We start from the raw sequence: 20,174 nt of genomic DNA, 5'->3' as shown, positions 1-20,174 counted from the left end.
CTTTTTTGATGTCTAAAATCTGGAGAAAATCTGGAGGCGGTTTTGAAAAATCGGATTTATGTTATGGATGTCTCTTTTCTTGAGGATCCGGAGACTTTTGAATACTGGTACGAGAAAATGAAGCCCTTTCGAAAATCCAAAGTGGATGCCCTTAAACCCGAGAGCTCTAAAAGGCTATCCCTGGGAGCGGGGATACTTCTTGACAGGGCTTTGGAGGAGCTTGGTATCGCGGATTATGCCATTGAGATCGGTGATAAGGGCAAGCCGTATCTTACGAATAAGGATGGCGGGCCGGCAGGCACATTCTTTAACCTGTCCCACTCCGGAATGAAGGTGGCCCTTGGCATCTCGGACAGGGAGATCGGCGTCGACATCGAGAGGATAAGAAACTTTAAGGACTCATTGATAGAGCGGGTTTTCTCCGATGATGAAAAAGAGCTGGCAAGGAATATGGCTAAGGCCAATGCCTGCAAAGTGAATTCAGGCCTTGACTGCGCTTACACATCCCTTTGGACCGCCAAGGAAAGTGTCATGAAGTACAGCGGCCAGGGGCTCTCGCTGATGCCGGAGGCTATTGAGCTTGAAGCGGCTGGTGCATCCCCCGGGAAAAGAGCCGGCTTCGACGCACCGGGCGATGGTAAGCCGGAAAAGGCCGCGGCGAAGGAGGCGTGTTTGAGCGTTCGAGCAGAGGAGCTTGATTGCAGAGGGCTTTCACTTTCCATATATGCTATTGAAGGATACAGGCTTTGCGTCTGTTCCGAATACAAGGAGTTTGAATACTATGAAGAATAAAACAGAGAAGACAAATGTAATGAGGGTGCTGGACAGCCTCAAGATCTCCTACAGCGGTCATGAATATGAGGCCGATCCGGGACTTACAGGAGAGCAGATCGCAGGGATCCTTGGAGAGGACGTTAACTGCGTCTTCAAGACCCTGGTCACCAGAGGAAAGACCGGGCAGTACTACGTGTTTGTTATCCCCGTGGCCCGGGAGCTTAACCTTAAAAAGGCAGCCTCCGTGGTGGGAGAGAAGTCTGTCGAGATGATCAAGCAAAAAGAGCTGCTTCCTTTAACGGGCTATGTCCACGGCGGATGCTCCCCTATAGGAATGAAAAAGAAATTTCCAACCTTCATCCATGAGGCGGCAAACAGCCTTACAAAGATCTATGTCAGCGGCGGCAAGGTTGGTGCACAGATAGAGCTTGAACCTGCGGATCTTATCAGGGCAGCGGCCTGCACACCCGCAGATTTGATATAATAAGACAGTAAAATCATTCTACAGACATCAAGGAGGGCATTATGAAAAAAAGATTGATAGCATTGATACTTACGATTTCCATGGTAGCCGCAGGATGCGGAGCTGCCGGGACAACAAACGAAACGGCAGACACAGAAATCACGGCCGTGGAAGAGAGCGGGGAGCCTGAAGACAGCGCCGATACAGCCGCTGAGGACAGTGCGGTTTCCGGCGAAGAGACTGTAAAGACCATCAAAACTTCGCTTCTTGGGGATGAGGAGGAGATCTATTACAACCAGCTCCTTAAACCCTGCGTTGAACCCTACACCATAGCTGAGGATTTCTCCAACGTGGTCTACGCCGAGCGCTTTGCCAACTGGTTTGACCCTGATTATGACAGCGAATACAACAATACCGCGCCCCTTCGCGAGGCACTGATAAAGAACGGCTTTGCGGTTAACGGAGGCTTCGGAAACAGTGAGTTTTTTGACGTATACGAGGACAACAGATATCTGCAGTTCCCGAGCTTTGTCACTGTAGATTCCCTGATGCACACCTACCATCTGTACTTTGCGTACCTGATGAAGAAGACCGAGATGAACCATCTTTCTTCCACCTTAGAGGACCTGGGAAAAGAGCTGTTGGCAGCCTCCGCTGCGCAGGCGAAAGACCTTACAGGCACAGACTGGGAGGACGCAGCAAAGAGAAACACAGCTTTCTTCTATGTGGGAAGTAAGCTCCTTGACAGCAGCGTGACATTTCCTGAGATCGCAGCGGATGCTCAGTCAGCTGCGGAAGAAGAGATAAGTAAGATAATGGATGCTTCCGGCATCGATGAATGTTTCCTTACGGGCCTTAACGAGGACTACACCCAGTACAAGCCCAGAGGCTACTACGAGGGCACGGAGCTTGAGCCTTACTTCAGGTCCATGATGTGGTACGGCCGCATTCCCTTTGCCCTTGACAGTGAGGAAGCGGTAAAGAGCGCGATACTGATGACCATGGCCCTTAAGGACAACGGCCTGGACAAATGGGAGAGTATATACAACATCACCGCATTTTTTGCAGGAAAGAGCGACGACCCGGGATATGTTGAAATAGCTCCTGTGATAGAAGAAGCCTATGGCAAGATGCCGGGAACTTCGGACCTTGCTTCAAACAAGGACGGTCTTTCAAAGGTCATGGACCTTGCGGGAACCATAGGAGAACCCAAAATCAATTCCATCCCTGTAATGGAGGGAGACGATCCCGTGATTCCTTCCTTCAGATTTATGGGACAGCGCTTCACCATAGATGCAGCGATAATGCAGAGACTTATCTACAGCGCAGTCAAGGAGAATGGAGAGGGAGAAAGAAGATACCTTCCGGACACCTTCGATACCATGGCTGCCCTTGGCTCCGACACCGCAATGGAACTGCTCAAAGAGCAGGGAGCAACTGAGTTTGAGGGTTATACCGAAAACCTGAATGAGGTAAAAGAGCTGTATAACACAGCCTCACCCGCCGACTGGAATGCCAGCATCTATGCGGGATGGCTTAATACCTTAAGACCTCTTCTTGAAAAGAAGGGCGAGGGCTATCCTTCCTTCATGCAGTCTGAGGAATGGGCCAAGAAGGATCTTGAGACCTTTGCCGGATCCTATGCAGAGCTCAAGCACGACACCATCCTTTACGCCAAGCAGGTCATGGCCGAGATGGGCGGAGGCGATGACGAAGAGGTACTGGATGACAGAGGCTATGTTGAGCCGGAGCCCGTGGTTTACAGCAGGTTCCTGTTCCTCTCCGAGAAGACCAGGGACGGCCTTGATTCCTACGGAATGCTGGAGGACAGTGCCCGTGAGGATCTGACAAAACTTTCCACCATGGCGAAGACTCTTTTGACCATCTCTGAAAAAGAGCTGGTGAATGAAGCCCTCACTGATGAGGAATACGAATTCATCAAGGACTACGGCGGAGATCTGGAGCACTTCTGGTATGAGGTAAACAAAGATTACGGCGATATTATCTACAGCTACGAGTCTCCATGCCCCGTTATCGCGGACATAGCCACAGACCCTAACGGCTCTGTGCTGGAGGTTGGAACCGGCGAAGCCCAGAATATGTACGTGGTATTCCCTATCGACGGCGAGATCCACGTGGCAAGGGGAAGCGTCTACAGCTTCTACCAGTTCGTCCAGCCCATGAGTGAGCGCCTTACCGACAGCGAATGGAGAGATAAGCTTTCCGGCGGCCACCTTGACGAAAACTGGAACTGGGTTGAGAACAAGGACAAGCCCGTTCAGCCCGACTGGACCCAGAGCTACAGGTACCATGATTGATGAGAAGTCTGTTTGACAAAAAAAGAAATATCATATGGCTGCTGCTGTTTCTAATGGCAGCAGCCTTTTGTGCTGTCCATTTTCTTGTATTCCTCAAGCTGCCCATGAACGTATCCTGGCAGGAGAAGGAACAGGAAATCTACGGCGGCACCCTACAACTTAGTGGCAAAAAAATGGTCCTAAGGGACGGGGGCAAGGGACCAAAATGGCACACGAAAAAGAGCTGGCTTGTCCAGGACTTTCTTGTGTCGGACCTTGACGGGGATGAAGACCTCGAGCTTATCCTTCTTGTGTGGAAAAGAGGGCGCTTTGGCCCCGACATGCCCTTCTGGGTAAAGGCCGATGAAAAGAACTATTCCCAGCACATCTTCATCTATGATATATCCGAGGATCTTCAGGTAAAAGAGAAGTGGCTGGCCTCAGAGATCGGCCCTGAGATCACACGATTTAAACTAATGGAGAAGAACCCCTCCATAATCCTCACCGAGGAAAGGAGCGGTCACTGTAGCCTCTGGAGATGGGAATCCTGGGGGCTTAAGTCCATGGACAATTCTGTCAGTTTCGTGGCTTTCGGAGACAACATTATTCACGAGAGCATCCTGGACTACGGCCTAAAGGCTAAGGGCGGCGATTTTTCTTTTCTCTATGAGCCTTTCCTTGAAGATATTGAGGACGCGGACATTGCTGCCTTTAACTGCGAGACGCCCTTTGTTGACAAACCCTCCATGTATGGGGGATACCCATCCTTTGGAACACCGGTGGAAGTGGGAGGGGCGCTTGCGGATGCGGGCTTTGATATTGCGGCCTGCGCCAACAACCATATTTTGGACCGGGGGATATACGGACTTGATACCACCTGCGCTGTCTTTAAGAAAAGCGGAGTGGAAGCTCTCGGGATACACTCCCCCTTTGATTCCGTCATCGGGGAGGATGCGACTATTTCCAGGAACGGCATGACCTTTGCGCTGTTTAGCTATACCTACGGAGTCAACGGCATAGCGTCCGGGAGCGCAGATGCCGCTGATGCCGGAGCAGAAGAACCGGTAAAAGATATGGTGGACCTTCTGCCCTCTGATGAGGCCGGCGAAAATGAGATGGTGGAAAGGCTTAAGGCGGCAAAAGAGAAGTATGACGCTGTTGCCGTTTTCGTCCACTGGGGAGATGAGTACAGTACCGGGGTCACCCCGCAGCAGGAACACTTCGCAGAGCTTTTTGCAAGGGCCGGTGTGGACGTGGTCATCGGAAGTCATCCCCATGTGCTTCAGGAAAAGCGAGTCCTTGAAAGAAATGATGGCGGGGAGACGATAGTTTTTTTCTCCCTGGGAAATTTCAGGGCGGACCAGGGAATGGATGAGAAGACAAAAACAGGAGGAGAGGCGCGAATCATCTTCGAGCATACCTACGACGGAGTAAAGGTCACGGGCCATGATCTTTATGAGATAAATTCCTACTGGAAATAGGTGCATGATAATCATGAGCAAAAACTCTCAGAGAGATCTGGGAGTTTTTTGCTTTCATAAAACTTTTTTGTGTTCCTGTGGGTATATATAGTGTAAAGCAAAATGAAATTGATAAGGAGATAAAGCTATGAGAGATACATTTACACAGTGCAGCAATACTAAGTTCAGCATGCCAAAGAAAGGGGATATGATCCTTGCAAATGGACAGTTTTACAGCATGGATTGTTACAAGACACTGAGAAATAACAATGTACTCATTGTAGGGGCGTCAGGAGCCGGCAAGACCCGCTCTATCATTACGCCCAACATCCTTCAGGCTCAAGGCAGTTACATCATTTCGGATCCTAAGGGCAAGCTCTGGAAGGATTATGGAGAATACCTTAAGAGAAAAGGCTATAAGGTAAAAAAGATTGATTTCATTCATCCCGAGAAATCTGACAGTTATAACTTCTTTGACTATATAAGAACTGATTATGACACGGTGAAGATTGCAAGAATGCTGTCGTATTTGGATTATCGAGGAGGAAGATTTGATCCGTTCTGGGACGAAGCAACTGTCCTTTATCTTTCAGCCATAATTTCATATCTGCATGAGTTCAGACCCAGGGACGAACAGAATCTCAGCTGCATTGGCAAGCTGGCGGTAGCATCAAATGTTGAGGAGTACTCCGATGGAATAAAGAATCCCGTGGACAGAATAATGGATAATGCGAGAAGAAGTAACAGCAAATCATTTGCGGTGAAGCAGTATGATAAGTTCAGGGTAGCAGCCGCCAAGACGTTGAAAAGTATACTTATAAGCTGCAACGCAAAACTTGCAACAATGGATACTCCGGGCGTTGAAAAAATGATGGGAGGTGACAATTCCGGCCATGATAATCAGTATAAGGATACTGAACCCCTGGATTTCAGAGAAGTAGGAAGTAAAAAGACCGCTATATTTGTGGTAATAAGCGATTCGGACAGAGCTATGGATCCACTCGCCAATCTGTTTTTTACGCAGGCGATGAATGAGCTGTGCACCTATGCTGACGACGAATGCCCGGATTGTAAGCTTCCGGTTCCCGTAAGATTCATCATGGATGATTTCGCCACCAACGTAAGCATTGATGAGTTCCCCAGGATGATCTCAGCTATAAGATCCAGAGGAATATCCACTATGCTGAGCATTCAAAGTGAAGCGCAGTTATCGCATAGATATGGTGAAGACGGCAGGACAATAATCGGAAACTGCGATAATTACGTGTATCTTGGAGGAAATGACGTAGATACCGCAAGAAGCGTTGCAAGAAGAGCTGATATTCCTGAGAAGAAGGTACTTAACATGCCGGTGGGAATGAACATCATCTTCAGAAGAGGAGAAGAGCCGGTGTTTGCAAAGAACTTCGAGCTGGAAAAACTGGAAGAAAGATTGGGACTCAGAAAGGAAGAGAAAACCGAAGAACTGATGTTAGCCTGAAAGGAGAATGAGAAGCACCGTCTGTCAGTGACCAAGTAATCAAAGGCAGGCGGTACTTTTATACTGATGTATCACAAATCTTCCAAGATAAAAGGTAGCATATAGATAGGCTTAAATAAGAGGCTTTGATCCTTGCCGACGTCTTTTTGTGATAACAGAATTGCTCCGGAAATGTACTTTGAGTATTTCCTGCAAAATGCATCTATGGATTCGTGCTTCTTCGTTGCTGAAGATTTTACTTCCAGTGGCATAAGCTTAGCTTTGTCCTGAAGGAGGAAGTCTGCCTCAAAGTAGTGTGTGCTGTTTTCTTTCTCCCAAGTATGATAGTAAAGCGACCTACCTGTTGCGGCAATTATCTGGGCTGCAGCGTTTTCATATAAATAACCCAGATCAGCCGGAAGCTTATCACTGAGCAATTTACTGTAAATATTCTCTGAGGTCTGCGGTGATGCCATAAAGATCATGGTTGTAAAAAGACCGATATCAGAAAGATAAAGTTTGAAGGTGTCATCATCTTTGGTCTGGGCTAAGGTGATACTGGGATTGCATGTGTTATAGCATGGAATAACTGTTTTTGAATCAAGCAGATCAGATAGCCTTTCTACATCTTTTGAAGTCTTTCGCTTACCGGTAGCTCTGGAAATCATATATCTCTTTTTGTTGGTGGCAAGTTGGCTGGGAATAGCTTCATACATTTTGCCAACAAGTCCGGAACTGTCTATTTTTTTGAAGTCATCTATGTACAGGCTTATGATCTCTCTTTTGACAGCATCGATTTCAGTAAAGTTTTTACCGTTCACATATGCTTCTACAGCCTGTGGCATACCGCCTACGGCCATGTATATTCTGAAGTCGCGCATAAGCTTTCTGTTGGTGCCATTCCCGACAGGCTTACCGGTATGATACAGTTCACGCAGTACAGGATATGTATCATTGCCTATAGCCCACATAAATTCTTCATAATCCATGGGATAAACAGGGATTTTATGTTCTTCGGAGGGAATCACGATGTCTTTTACATTCTTCTTAATGCTGATAAGAGATCCGGTCTCGATATAGTCATATCGCCCATCTGCTACCAGATATTTGATTGCCTGTCTGACCAAAGGCTGACGCTGAATCTCGTCAAATATTATGACTGATTCGCGTGGGTATAAGGTGATTCCGGTTACAGTCTGCAATCGTAAAAAGAATGTATTCTGGTTGGCGATATCATCAAAGACCTCTAGGAGCTCCTTACTGATATTGGCAAAGTCAATCTTGATATAAGATCTGTAGTTTTCTTGGGCAAAGTTTTCCGCTACAGTAGATTTACCAACTCGTCTTGCGCCTTCCAGTAAAGCGGCATATTTTGGAGCATATTTTTCTTTCCATTCCATGAGTTGGTCAGTGACTTTTCTCTTAAACATTAGGGCCTCCCGGATGATTGTGTGCATTTATTCAAGAAAATTATAAGCAAAAAATGTCATTTATTCAATATTTTTATAAGCAAAAAATGCTATTTGTTCAATATTTTTGATGGACAAAAATGTCAAAAATTCACTAAAATCGCCCACAATCAGTTGGTAAGGTAAAAGACATCATTTACAATCGAAAAGGGAAATATTGATAAGAAATTGATGGGTTTACAAAAACATCATTTTAGGTATTGCCAATAGGCTATAGTGATGGTACAATATCACTCGTGGTTCGCGTTATATGGAATTCAGAATGCTCAGAAAATCAAATGTGGTTACAAAACAAAGCGAACTGCACAGAGATAGAATAGGGGAATCATACAATGGCTAGTATTGCGGTCTCCAAAACCGTTCATGCGGGTTCGAATCCTGCTTCCCCTGCTCAATGTAAAAAGGCTGAAATCTAGATATTTTCTAGGTCTTCAGCTTTTTTTGTTGTTAGATTTCTTTTTATTCAAATGTCTGTTTCAGTCCAAATTAGTACATTTTAGACCAATTAAATTTGGGTAATTTTAGGGTACAAATTGCGCATTAATCAGAATTTACAGAGCAAGCAAAGGATGAAAATGGGTTATGATATGGATGAACTAGAGCGCCTTTTGCTTGATAATTAGGTATAGTTAATTTTACACTCTGCCTACCGTAGTGGATGATATCAGTTCCAAAACAACCGATATCATTTATCGTCGAATCATCGATTCTGGAAGATTTAATATAACTAGAGCATATTCCTTATTTTCTAAATTATGAATGTATACTCCTGTATATTTAACCCCCATAGATTTACTAAATGACTCCATTGCAGGACTGTGATAATACCCGTGGATATCAGAAATAATATAAGTCCCATCCTGATATGTCACATAACATTCAATATCGTCTATATAATGATATTCTCCTTCAGTCATATATAGAGACTTTAGTTGAATACCATAAACTTTCCATGTATTCTCGTCTATGCCTATGCCATCCCCCCACTCGTATGGATTGAACTCTTGAATTGCCTTTGACCACGCGAGTACATCTTCTTGTTCTAACGACTTCCCATTCGTGGCATAATCCATGTACTCATATAAGTTTATGGTAGCTACTATAGCGGCTTTTTGAGCATCTTTAAGCGGAAATGATACTTCGGCTTCCATAGTATCATCTATCGTACCTGCTTCAAAAAATGTGATCCCACCAAGAATAGCGATAAAGTCATCATAGTATGAATAGTCTGTATTGTCAGTCTCTGCACTTGTTATAACGTACCATGCATTATCTTCAAATGATGGAAATATAAAAAGCTTACCGGTCCCAACAATTGGTGTATTATAGTTAAATGAGACTAATTTTCCTTTTACTAAGTCTGTCTCATGCCATTCGTCCGATATATCTTCTACCTCAATTTTCTCAAGAACGTCATTAATTAACGTATAAAACTCAGAATTATTATCCAGCCGCTCATAGCTTACTTTGCTGTCATCAGGTACTCTAGATATAGACAAACTGGCTATTTTATCGCCATTTTCCGCATATGCCTCCAATTTTCGGCTTTGTTTTGCTTTTACATCATAGTATTCCGGAATAGGAAACTTGTAGTAACCAATTGCAAACATTCTATTGGTAAAAGCATTATAACCATCTTTGGGTTCTTTCGAGGTGTAAGAAGCTGCATTCCCATCTACTTCTAGCTCACTGCAACCTTGAACCATAATCGTTGCGATTATAAAAAATACTAGCCACATGAGCTTCCTCATTTTTAAGTCTCCTTATTATTACCTCTGATCAGAATTTCGTGAATTAATTATACAAAGCACATGAAATCTCATCAAATAAAAAAAGATTAAAGTTCTCTTGAGAAGCTGTTTCATCATGGTCATTATTGTTATTTCCAGCACCTGTCATTGGCCTATGATGAAATCAACCTCAAGTTGTTCAAAGTAAGAATGTGATAGGACTTAATAAGGAAAAGAACTGTATTCATACTCAAGGTGGTTTTTGTCCGATAATCTTGGTATTTATCATACTGTAACCGGCAAGTACTTTTCCCGAAATTTCGGCATTTAATTTTCCCGAATCCGCGGCATTTAAGATTCCATAGCCAGCGGCATTTTATTTTCCATACTTGTCTTTATTCTTGGGCTGCCGCGTAAACGGCAGCCCTTGTTGCTTAATTACCAAAAATGAAGTCAAGATCCCTGCCTTTTAACTTGGAAAAGTCGATATCGTCCAAAGGCTCTGAGGCATGATTTCTGGAGTCATCACTGTATCCGTAATAATCCATCATATACTTTCTGGCATCTTCAGAGCTCATATCCTTTGTTACCTGTCTCAGTTCTTCCTCTTCACGGTATATGTCGAGGAAATCTATTGGATATCCGCCTTCGCACACAGCCATGGCATTGTTCTCGTGAACGCTGTGACCTGCCGCCACCCATTCACGCAGAGCTTTACGCTCTTTGGGTGTCATTTTTGTGTCTTTCAGATATTCTTTGAGTTCTTCTTCAAGCATAGCCTGGTATTCTGGTTCTTTTCTCATATATTCACTTATCCTTTCCGGTTTCATTTAAAAATGATTTCCTGTTCTCAAGTCTGTAGCTCTTACCATTCATAGGGATCTTGTCGCACTGATATGAAAGCCTGTCCAGAATGGCAGTAGCAAGTGCTGCATCTCCGAGAAACTCGGTCCATTCTTCAAACCCCTTATTGGTAGTAATGACTATCGAGGTACGTTCCTGAAGCTCTGATATCAGCTGGAAGAACAGATTCCCTTCAGTTGCAGAGATGGGAAGATATCCGACCTCGTCTATTATCAGAAGATTTGATGAACGTATCCTTCTTAGCTTGACTCCAGCATGTCTGTCGATTTCTTCAGTACGAAGGACCTTTATCAGTGACTGCATGGTTGTATAGCTGACCTTATAGCCGTCTTCACATGCCTGATATCCAAGCCCTATCGCAAGATGTGTCTTGCCAACTCCGGGTGGACCGGAAAGTATTAAGTTGTATAGCCCATCTATCCAGGTAAGCTCTGTGAGCTGCTTGAACTGCTTTTTACTTATGACTTTACAAAAGGTCAGATCAAAGTCCTTGAGATATTTGGGATAGGGAAATCCTGCCTCCTTTATGCGCTTGTCCCTTGCTTTGTTTTGGCGGTAAAGTATCTCTCCGTCAAAGACATATGTAAGGAAATCCAGATAACTGTGCTGTTCAGTTTCAGCTGTATGGATCACCTCATCAAGGGCATCTCTTGTATGTATCAGCCCAAGGCTTCTGGCAGAAGTCTTTAAGGTCTGTATCTTATCCATTCATGGCACCTCCCTTCATCGCATCCTCATATATCCTTAGATCGCGTATTTCAGGGCTGCCGCCTCTGTACTTCTCTGGCAGCTGTACCTTTCCTGGTTTTTCTGTTTTGTTCTTGTCCGCTTCAAAACTGAACAGATATGCAGTAGCTGATTTAAGTTCAACAGCGGAGTAAATGTTTCTTTCAAGGCAATACGAAAGGGCACGGTTTATGAATTGTCCATCGTATTCTGTAAAGAGCCTCTTTACTATCTGAAGCTGGTCTCGATAGTACCGGCGTTTCTGGTGATACAGCTTCTCAAAGAATTCACTGGCAGACTCACTGTCCATGAACCTCGACAGAACATCTGCTTCAAGTTCCTTTAAAGACTGGCTTTTCTCACGGTAGTCATTTGTGGTTGAGCCTATGAGCTCGCCTTTCCCTGCGGATATCGGGTGTGTTGCATATATCTCTCCGGTCGACGCATCAACAATGGACACTTCTCCACCTTCTGTGATCATGTATACCTTCTTGCCTTTGGAATAAGTTCCTTTAGGTACGCGGTATCGGTTGCTATGGAAAAGGACCACGTTGTCTTTGCGGACCTGATAGGTTATACTTTCGTTGACAGGTTTTTCAAAACTGTACTCAGATACTGGTATGAGGTATTCCTTTTCGAGGGCGAACACTTCTGCCGGTATCTTTTTTGTTGTCTCATGAACCTTGGCATTTCCGGTTCTTTCAAGCCAGGCGATACAGTCTTCGTTAAAACTGTCTATATCCTTAAATATCCTGTGTTCAGCAAAACCGTATTTTAAGTACTTTACTACGTTCTCGATACGTCCCTTGCTTTCCGGATCCGCACCATGGCACAGGAATACGTCAAATCCGATTGTTTCTTTAAATATCTGGAATTCGTCTGTGTAGATGATATCCCCATGGTTCTCGCTGACTGCAAGCACCTTATCCTGGTCATAAACGATTTCCTGAGTTCTTCCGCCAAAGAATTCAAACGCCTTGATATGTGCCTCGATAAAGCTTCTTGTTGTCCATGGACGTTCTCTCCATAAAGCATACTTCTGACGAGAGTTGGAGAGCACCATTCCAAAGCAGTAGACCTTCTTACTCCGACCGGAAACCGTCTCCAGAATGATCTCGCCCATGTCCACCTGAGCCTGTTTTCCAAATGGGGGATCCTCTGTTGCCTCATACTGTCTGGAATGTTCAGGCTTTTTAATCCCGTATTCTTCTCGGATGGATACAACATAGTTTCTGAAAGCTCGCTCCTGAAACTCCAGATCCTTCTTACCGGTCTGCTCTTTGATCCAGTCATAGATCTGAGCTGCTGTCATATCCGGATATTTCTGAAGGCATTCGACAACGTAGTCTTTGTAGATGTCAGCCTTCTTGCGCCTGCATCCGGCATTCTGTCTGGCAATAGCAAAGTCATCGGGTGGCATGTCCCAGTACTTGTTGACTGTCTTGAAGTCAATTCCAAGTTTTTTACTGGTCTGAGATTTGTTTAGTTTGTGACGTTTCAGTTCTTGAATTTTTTCATAGATCATCCAACTTTTCACCTTTCTTCACCTCCAAAGAAAAGTATATCTTTGGAAGCATGATCTATGGAAAATAAAATGCCGAAACTATGGAAATTTAAATGCCGCTGGCTATGGAATTTATTTTACCGTTTACACATACTTTCCTATACTCATATATGGTAGAATTAATGGGTCATAAATGAGTGTTTTATTAGTTTTCATCAAACATGGAGGCTGGTTTTATGACCATTCTTAGCAAAAAACAAATGTCTGAAGAAGACATAAAGCTAAATTATATTACTCCTGCAGTTCAGGTAAGCTGGTCAGACCATATCACTATGGAGACAAAGATTACCGATGGACAGATCAATATCAAAGGTAATATGGTTGCCCGTAATAAGCCTAAATATGCTGATTATATGCTTTACCTGAACGACGGTAAGCCTATTGCAATTGTAGAGGCGAAAGACAATAATCATTCCGCATCTTTTGGGCTTCAGCAAGCTATGGCCTATGCACAGATGATGGATCTTCCGTTTGCATATTCATCAAATGGAGATGTGTTTTTTGAGCATGACTTTTTAACCGGTAAAGAGAGACAGATTCCGCTTAATGAGTTCCCAACGCAGCAGGAGCTGTTTTCAAGATATTATTCTGAGATACATGATGGACAAGGTATTTCTGACGAAGAGAAGAAGATAGTAAATCAGCCATATTATTCTTCACAAAAAACATTTCCACCAAGATATTATCAGAGAAATGCTATAAATAGGACGGTTGAGGCTATTGCAAGAGGACAGCAGAGGCTGCTTCTTGTTATGGCTACTGGTACAGGTAAAACATATACTGCATTTCAGATTGTATATCGTCTTCTTAAAGCCGGTATGAAAAAGAGGATTCTGTATCTTGCGGACAGGAATATACTTGTGGATCAGAGCATAACACAAGACTTTTCACCACTTGAAAAGACAACTTATAAAATAGACTTTTCGGATAAAGAATGCCTTGCTAATATCCTGTCCCATGAAGTTAATTTTGCGTTATACCAACAAATGGTGGGTCAGAATGATGAAGAGCACTTTAGGCAGATTCCGTCTGGATATTTTGATCTCATTATAGTAGATGAGTGTCATCGTGGTTCCGCGAAAGATGACAGTAATTGGCGTAAGGCCTTGGAGTACTTTGAATCAGCAACTCAGATAGGAATGACGGCTACTCCAAAAGAGAGTGAAAAGATATCTAATATTGATTATTTTGGAGAACCTGTTTATTCATACAGTTTAAAACAGGGAATTGAAGATGGGTTTCTGTCGCCATTCAAAGTTATAAATATTACTACAAATATCGGTGATGGTTGGAGACCTTATAAAGGACAGCTGGATATTAATGGAGAACCTATTCCGGATCGTATATATAATAACCGAGATTATGACTACAATATCATCATTGAGGATAGGATAAATCAAGTTGCAGATGAGATAACAGCATACTTAAAGAGCACTGATCGTATGCAAAAAACAATAGTTTTTTGCGCTAATGAAAACCATGCCGAGTTAATGCGGATTGCATTAACTAATCTTAATGCAGATATGTGCCAGCAAAACCCTGATTATATAGTGCGTATTACGGGTAGTGATGTGTATGGAAAAAAGAAACTCAAACCATTTATTTCAGTAGCAGAGAAATATCCGGTAATAGCTACCACATCGGAATTGCTTTCGACAGGGGCTGACTGTAAGATGACAAAACTTATAGTGCTTGATAAGACGATAGAGAGTATGACAACTTTCAAGCAGATAATAGGTCGTGGTACTAGAATCCTTGAAAAAGAAGGTAAGACTCACTTTGTTGTAATGGATTTCAGAGACGTAACAAGATTGTTTGCAGATCCAGATTGGGACGGACCTATAGAGCAGGATGAAGGATTTAAGCATAAAGGAACGGAAGACCATCCGAGGACACCATATTCGGATGGACCAGTTATTCCTATTGATCCTACTAAACTGGCTGCGCCGATAGTAGATAAAGATGGATGCCACGTAAAAATCATAAATAAGAGAGTCTCTGTTTATGATGTGGATGGAAAACTTCTTCGAGAAGAGGATATCATCGATTACACGAGAACAAATATAAAAGGCGAATATGCTTCGCTTTCAGATTTTATCCGTAAGTGGAAAGAATCCAATAAGAAAAAAGCGATTGAAGAAGCTTTTGCTGAGAGGGGAATTGATATAACAGCGCTAAAAAAAGACCAGGGTATGTCAGATGTTGATGACTTTGACTTTATCTGCTATGTGGCATATGGCAAGAAGCCGCTTACAAGGGCAGAACGCGCAAATAACGTCAAGAAGCGTGATTTCTTCTCAAAGTATTCCGGGGATGCAAGGGCTGTTCTTGAGATCTTACTAGATAAGTACATGAACCAGGGTATTACAGAAGTAGAAGATATCAAGGTCCTTTCATTGGCTGATTTTGCAGATTATGGAAAACCGGCAAAGATAGTAAAGCTCTTTGGTGGCAAGGATAATTATGAAAAGGCTGTAAAAGAATTGGAAGAAAGCCTATATGAAGAAACTAGTGCAATTTAAGCAAGAAAAGATTTTATATTGGTGCTATAGGCTGATTCTTGTGATGGGATTTGTGCTTATCATAGGTATCAATGCAAGTCCTATTATTGCTCTGGCAGATAATGGCAACACAATCGTTCATATTACTGCTACGGGAAAGTGCTATCACAGAGAGGGGTGCTATCACTTACGGAGCGATTATGAAATAACTCTTTATGAAGCAGTTGTCGTGCATGGGTATAATCCATGTGAGGATTGTAATCCACCTATATATGATGGCCCTGAGCCGTTACATGAAAAGATGGAAAAGAGTGAAGGTGGAAATTTAAGCACAAAAAATCAAAGTACAAAGATTAATAAACAAACATCGGAAAGTGCGAATGTGCAGAAAAGTACTGATGATGAAAAGAAGGAAAATCCCGTTGTGATTGCAGTAGTATGGGTAATTATCGGAGCGATTGCTTGGGGGACAGTGGTCTCAATAGTAAGCTCTGCTCGAGATACTTATAAAAAGGCTAAAGAGCTTTCACAAAAAAGGAAATTGGAAAAAGAACAATTTGAAAAAGAAAGGCAAAAATACTATGAAATGTATGCAAATAAAGATCCGTTATATTTTGTAGAAATACCTGAGGGTTCTTTTATAAGAGATGGATATCCTTGTACGGACGATGTTAATAGAGGGGTATATGGAGAATATACGGCATATGTTGCGAGTAAGAGGCCAAGGGTTATGCATCTAAAGCAAAATTGTGGAAGTGCGAATCTTGTTCCAGTGAACTATGTGTTGGCATGTAATTTACAACACTGCAAAAGATGTGCTGTGAAACGGAATGCAAATTTGCCAAAGATAGCTTGGTACGTTAAATATCAGGAAATTACAAATATAAAGAAAAAATACGGTATTCCATGATGGATAAATAGGAGGAGAAATGGCTTTACAAGCAGGGTTTGTTAAAAGAGTACGGGATATTATGCGTATGGATGCTGGTATCAATGGTGATGCGCAAAGAATTGAGCAGATGGTATGGATGCTCTTTCTTAAGGTATATGATGCAAAAGAAGATGACTGGGAACTTAATGAGGACAACTATACATCCATCATCCCAGAGGATTGCAGATGGAGAAACTGGGCTGTTGCCGATGATAACGGTCATGCAATGACTGGTGATGAGCTTCTTGATTTTGTAAACAACAAACTGTTCCCTACTCTTAAAAATCTATCTGTGGATCCTTCTACGCCGGTAAAGAAAGCGATAGTAAAGTCTACATTTGAAGATGCGAACAACTATATGAAGGACGGAGTATATCTTCGTCAGGTCATTGATGTAATCAATGAGATAGAATTTGATGATGTAAAAGAAAGCCATGACTTTGGCTTTGTTTATGAAGAAATCCTGAGAGATCTTCAGTCTGCAGGATCTTCTGGTGAATTCTATACACCAAGAGCTGTAACAGATTTTATGGCTCTTATGATACAGCCAAAGCTTGGAGAGAAGATGGCTGACTTTGCATGCGGAACAGGAGGTTTTATTACATCGTGGCTTGGGCAGCTCCAGAAGCAGGTAACAGATACAGAAGCACGGAAGCAATTTGATGATAGTATCTATGGTATTGAAAAGAAACCTTTTCCATACCTTCTTTGTGTTACCAATATGCTCCTACATGATATTGAAGTACCAAATATCTATCATGATAATTCACTGAGAAGAAATCTTCTTGATTATACAGATGATGATAAATTTGATGTAATCCTTATGAATCCCCCATATGGAGGACATGAAGATAAGTCCATTCAGGGATTTTTCCCTGATGATCTTGCTTCTTCAGAAACGGCAGATCTTTTCATGTCAGTTATCATGTACCGCTTAAAGAAGAACGGAAGAGCAGCTGTAATCATACCAGATGGCTTCTTGTTTGGCCTTGACAATGCAAAAGTAGCAATAAAGACAAAGCTTCTTACTGAGTTTAACCTGCATACAGTTATAAGACTCCCTGGATCCGTATTTAGTCCATATACATCAATATCTACGAATCTCCTTTTCTTTGATAATACCGGCTCAACAAAAGAGACTTGGTTCTATAGAGTAGATATGCCTACTGATAGAAAGCATTTCTCAAAGACAAAGCCTATGGAGCTTAAGCACTTTGATGATGCAATAGCTTGGTGGAATGACAGAAAAGAGATCATGCTTGAAGATGGTCCAAAGGCACAGAAGTTTACAGCAGATTTCCTTCTGAATGAGCAGGAATGCAACCTTGATCTCTGCGGATATCCTCATGAGGAAGAAGAGGTACTTTCTCCTATGGAGACAATACAAAATTATCAAGAAAAGCGTGCCAGTCTTAATGCAGAGATTGATAAAGTCCTTGCTGAACTTGAGGTATTACTTCCGGGAGGTGCTGTTGAATGACACCTGAACAATTAAAGGCAAGTATTCTTCAATATGCCATTCAGGGTAAATTGGTGGAGCAGAGACCAGAAGAAGGTAATGCTGAAGTACTATATAAACAGATACAAGAAGAAAAGAAGAAACTGATAAAAGATGGAAAAATCAAAAAAGAAAAGCCTCTTGCAGAGATTACAGAGGATGAAATTCCATTTGATATTCCCGATACATGGAAATGGTCTCGCATAGGGGATGTCTACGCTATTACAATGGGTCAATCGCCCGATGGAAAAAGCGTAACAAAAGGTTCTAATGGTATGGAGTTTCACCAAGGAAAGGTTTTTTTTGGTGAGGACTATATTCTTAAATCGGATCAAGTTACATCTGAGCCATCCAAAATAGCAGAGCCAAATTCAGTTTTGCTATGTGTCAGAGCACCAGTTGGAATTGTTAATATTACAGATAGAGAACTATGTATAGGACGAGGGTTATGCGCTGTTAAAGCATTAGCCGGAATGACGGAAAAATTCGCTCTTTATTCTTTGAGATGCCTTAAAGATACATTTATTAAAAAGGCAACAGGAACAACTTTTGTAGCCATCACTGGAGAAGTGGTAAAGAATCAGATTATTCCCCTTCCGCCTCTAGAAGAGCAGCATCGTATCGTTGCTAAGATAGAGGAACTCCTTCCGTATGTTGAACACTATGCTGAAGCCTATGAGAAGTTGGAACAGTTCAATACCAAGTTCCCAGAAGAGATGAAGAAGGCCATTCTTCAGTATGCTATTCAGGGCAAATTAGCGGAGCAGCGATCAGAAGAAGGAACCGCTGAAGAGCTTTATCAGAAAATACAGGAAGAAAAGCAGAAGCTGATTAAAGAAGGAAAAATTAAAAAAGAAAAGCTTTTAGCTGGAATAACAGAAGACGAGATTCCATTTGACATACCAACTAACTGGAAATGGGTAAGGCTCTCGGAGTTATGTAAAAGCATAACTGATGGCGATCACCAACCACCACCACAAACATCTGATGGATACCCATTTGTTGTTATTTCAAATGTATCGTCCGGATACTTGGATTTATCAAATACTCGTCATGTTGGAGAAAATTATTTTTTGTCTTTATCTGATGATAGGATAGCTGAGAAAGGGGATATTCTTTTTACGGTTACAGGCTCATATGGCATTGTGATTAGCGTAGATAGTGAAGAAAAATTTTGTTTTCAGCGTCATATAGCATTGTTAAAACTATTATCATCACATAACTATATTTTTTATGTACTTCAGTCTCCTTATATTAAAAGAAGGTGCGATGAGCTTTCGACTGGAATTGCTCAAAAGACAGTTGGGCTAAACACATTAAGAAACCTTTTGATTCCATTACCTCCATATGAGGAACAAAAACGTATAGTATCAAAATTAGAGGAGTTATTACCATACTGTGATCGTTTAGCTACTCCATAAGACGTATGTACTTATATATTGTTGTTCTTGAGCATTTGAGAACATTAGCAATATCAGTAATATTCATACTACCATTCTTATACATAGGATAATACTTTAAGAATTTATCTGGCAGATTGGAAGCATCAACTTTCGGTCTGCCTATCTTTTTTCCTTTGGCTTTTGCGTTCTCTATTCCAGACTTTACTCGCTTGGAAATAATGTCTCTTTCCATCTCAGAAAAAACTCCCCACATCATGAGCATACCTTTTGTCATCGGATCTATTTCGTCTTTTCTGCAGTCAATGACAAAACTACCGATGATGAGCTTAAGTTTTTTGTCTTGTACAAGCTGCATTATGTCACAAAGATGCTTTGTGGATCGAGTGAGTCGGGATACTTCTGTAGTAATGATTGTATCTCCCTGGGATAGTACATCTAAAAGTTTCTGGAATTCAGCTCTATCAAATTTAGTACCGGATTCATATTCCCAGAAGATATTTTTTTCTTCTTTAACTCCAAGCTTTTTAAGCTCTCTTTTCTGCCTGTTGATATCCTGTTTTGATTCATTGGTAGAGCAGCGAGCATAGCCATAGATTTTTGGCATTATAGATTCCTTTCTGTGTTCAATAAAAGGTTATCTTAATAAAATGAACAACTTGACAAAAATATTATGCGATTTTCAGATTATCGAAAAAGACTTCTAAGCCTTGAGAATACTGAAAATCACACGTAGAGATTTCTTAAGAGTAGTATATCAGATTTTTGAGAAAAAGTGTACATGAAAACATCTGTTTTTGTGAACACCAAGATTAACTTATCTGTTTGAAAAATTCACAGGACTTACTTGGGGTTCAAGATCATAGTCTATCAGCTTGGTGGCCAATAAGTTTAAAGAAAAAAAGTTGAATTTCATTTAAAGAGATGTAAAAGTTGCGTAGCCTTCTAATCATAATGACGCCGGGAGTAAAAACGATCATAAATCATAGAGTGTTTATGAGCCGTTAAGAAGTTTTTAATATTTCGTTGATAAAATAT

At 42.0% G+C, this 20,174-nt stretch carries 15 protein-coding genes and 1 tRNA gene; 10 read left to right on the top strand and 6 right to left on the bottom strand.

Annotated elements, in window-relative coordinates:
• Positions 1 to 42 precede the first annotated feature (42 nt).
• The 5 genes from T456_RS21635 (at position 43) to T456_RS0116615 (ending at position 6,474) form a co-directional block, all read left to right on the top strand.
• Positions 43 to 792, top strand: a complete 750-nt coding sequence (locus tag T456_RS21635) for a 4'-phosphopantetheinyl transferase family protein (protein ID WP_155838126.1) — start codon at positions 43 to 45, stop codon at positions 790 to 792.
• Positions 782 to 1,258, top strand: coding sequence for a Cys-tRNA(Pro) deacylase (gene ybaK, locus T456_RS0116630; protein ID WP_024867137.1), 477 nt, complete (start codon positions 782 to 784; stop codon positions 1,256 to 1,258). Before T456_RS21635 ends, ybaK begins: the two co-directional genes overlap by 11 nt.
• A 41-nt stretch (positions 1,259 to 1,299) precedes the next feature.
• Positions 1,300 to 3,555 carry a DUF3160 domain-containing protein gene (locus tag T456_RS0116625; protein WP_024867136.1) on the top strand — a complete coding sequence of 752 codons (2,256 nt, stop codon included), beginning with the start codon at positions 1,300 to 1,302 and terminating at the stop codon, positions 3,553 to 3,555.
• A complete protein-coding gene (locus T456_RS0116620) occupies positions 3,555 to 5,015 on the top strand; it encodes a CapA family protein (protein WP_024867135.1) in 1,461 nt (486 codons plus the stop codon). The genes T456_RS0116625 and T456_RS0116620 overlap by 1 nt, the downstream gene beginning before the upstream one ends.
• 127 nt (positions 5,016 to 5,142) lie before the next feature.
• Entirely contained in the window at positions 5,143 to 6,474 is a 1,332-nt protein-coding gene (locus tag T456_RS0116615) for a VirD4-like conjugal transfer protein, CD1115 family (RefSeq protein ID WP_024867134.1), read from the top strand.
• 71 nt (positions 6,475 to 6,545) lie between these two features.
• On the opposite strand, the gene T456_RS0116610 is transcribed toward T456_RS0116615, so the two are convergent.
• Positions 6,546 to 7,883, bottom strand: a complete 1,338-nt coding sequence (locus T456_RS0116610; protein WP_024867133.1) for an ATP-binding protein — start codon at positions 7,881 to 7,883, stop codon at positions 6,546 to 6,548.
• A gap of 357 nt (positions 7,884 to 8,240) precedes the next feature.
• Here T456_RS0116610 and T456_RS0116605 point away from each other — a divergent pair.
• A tRNA-Trp gene (locus T456_RS0116605) sits at positions 8,241 to 8,312 on the top strand.
• 299 nt (positions 8,313 to 8,611) lie between these two features.
• Here T456_RS0116605 and T456_RS0116600 read toward each other — a convergent pair.
• The 4 genes from T456_RS0116600 to istA all read right to left on the bottom strand — a co-directional run bounded on the left by T456_RS0116600 (position 8,612) and on the right by istA (position 12,779).
• Positions 8,612 to 9,673 carry a hypothetical protein gene (locus T456_RS0116600; RefSeq protein WP_024867132.1) on the bottom strand — a complete coding sequence of 354 codons (1,062 nt, stop codon included), beginning with the start codon at positions 9,671 to 9,673 and terminating at the stop codon, positions 8,612 to 8,614.
• A gap of 413 nt (positions 9,674 to 10,086) precedes the next feature.
• A complete protein-coding gene (locus T456_RS0116595; protein ID WP_155838052.1) occupies positions 10,087 to 10,455 on the bottom strand; it encodes a hypothetical protein in 369 nt (122 codons plus the stop codon).
• Positions 10,456 to 10,459: 4 nt separating this feature from the next.
• On the bottom strand, positions 10,460 to 11,224 hold the full coding sequence (gene istB / locus T456_RS0116590) for an IS21-like element helper ATPase IstB (RefSeq protein WP_024865699.1): 765 nt from the start codon (positions 11,222 to 11,224) through the stop codon (positions 10,460 to 10,462).
• On the bottom strand, positions 11,217 to 12,779 hold the full coding sequence (gene istA / locus T456_RS0116585) for an IS21 family transposase (RefSeq protein ID WP_207640365.1): 1,563 nt from the start codon (positions 12,777 to 12,779) through the stop codon (positions 11,217 to 11,219). The genes istB and istA overlap by 8 nt, the downstream gene beginning before the upstream one ends.
• Before the next feature lie 203 nt (positions 12,780 to 12,982).
• Here istA and hsdR point away from each other — a divergent pair, with 203 nt between their 5' ends.
• Genes hsdR through T456_RS0116565 form a run of 4 tightly spaced genes read left to right on the top strand, consistent with a single transcriptional unit; the run spans position 12,983 to position 19,157 of the window.
• Positions 12,983 to 15,328, top strand: a complete 2,346-nt coding sequence (gene hsdR / locus T456_RS0116580) for an EcoAI/FtnUII family type I restriction enzme subunit R (RefSeq protein WP_024867131.1) — start codon at positions 12,983 to 12,985, stop codon at positions 15,326 to 15,328.
• On the top strand, positions 15,306 to 16,217 hold the full coding sequence (locus tag T456_RS22890; RefSeq protein WP_024867130.1) for a hypothetical protein: 912 nt from the start codon (positions 15,306 to 15,308) through the stop codon (positions 16,215 to 16,217). The genes hsdR and T456_RS22890 overlap by 23 nt, the downstream gene beginning before the upstream one ends.
• 19 nt (positions 16,218 to 16,236) lie before the next feature.
• The gene (locus T456_RS0116570; RefSeq protein ID WP_024867129.1) at positions 16,237 to 17,718 is read left to right on the top strand and encodes a type I restriction-modification system subunit M; all 1,482 of its coding nucleotides are present in this window, start codon (positions 16,237 to 16,239) and stop codon (positions 17,716 to 17,718) included.
• Positions 17,715 to 19,157 carry a restriction endonuclease subunit S gene (locus tag T456_RS0116565; protein WP_024867128.1) on the top strand — a complete coding sequence of 481 codons (1,443 nt, stop codon included), beginning with the start codon at positions 17,715 to 17,717 and terminating at the stop codon, positions 19,155 to 19,157. Before T456_RS0116570 ends, T456_RS0116565 begins: the two co-directional genes overlap by 4 nt.
• On the opposite strand, the gene T456_RS0116560 is transcribed toward T456_RS0116565, so the two are convergent.
• Positions 19,147 to 19,743, bottom strand: a complete 597-nt coding sequence (locus T456_RS0116560) for a recombinase family protein (protein ID WP_035802275.1) — start codon at positions 19,741 to 19,743, stop codon at positions 19,147 to 19,149. The two genes, T456_RS0116565 and T456_RS0116560, sit on opposite strands and share 11 nt — an antisense overlap.
• Positions 19,744 to 20,174: the final 431 nt, after the last annotated feature.

The sequence above is a fragment of the Butyrivibrio sp. FCS014 genome (assembly GCF_000526935.1).
In the GTDB taxonomy this organism is placed as follows: domain Bacteria; phylum Bacillota; class Clostridia; order Lachnospirales; family Lachnospiraceae; genus Butyrivibrio.
Note: the sequence above shows the minus strand (reverse complement) of the source record. Positions and strands in the feature narration are given on the sequence as shown.